Origin of the sequence: Cohnella baijiui (assembly GCF_020731285.1) — a bacterium.
Taxonomy (GTDB): Bacteria; Bacillota; Bacilli; order Paenibacillales; family Paenibacillaceae; genus Cohnella.
The window spans coordinates 1-251 of sequence record NZ_JAJFOW010000298.1; the positions used below are offsets into that span (position 1 = coordinate 1).

A 251-nucleotide genomic window follows, 5' to 3' on the forward strand; every position below is an offset into this window, starting at 1 on the left:
GTAAGTTTGGGGTTCTTATTGCTGTGTGTGCTTCTGGCAGCTTGTAGCAGCACCAAAACATCGTCTGACCAACAGCAAAAGCAAGCAAGCGGTGAGCAGAGCGCAGGACAGACCAACAAAGATAAGGTAAGTATAGGCATCACACAGATTATTGAGCATCCTGCTCTTGATGCCGCCCGCGAAGGCTTCATTCAGGCATTGAAAGAAAACGGATATGCTGATGCCGATATTGGATACACGTCTGCGCAGGG

At 49.0% G+C, this 251-nt stretch carries 1 protein-coding gene; it reads left to right on the plus strand.

Annotation, left to right across the window (positions count from 1 at the left end; genetic code table 11):
• Positions 1-251, plus strand: a 251-nt coding sequence (locus LKX83_RS32710; protein ID WP_370639181.1) for an ABC transporter substrate binding protein, incomplete at both ends; no start/stop codon positions are given.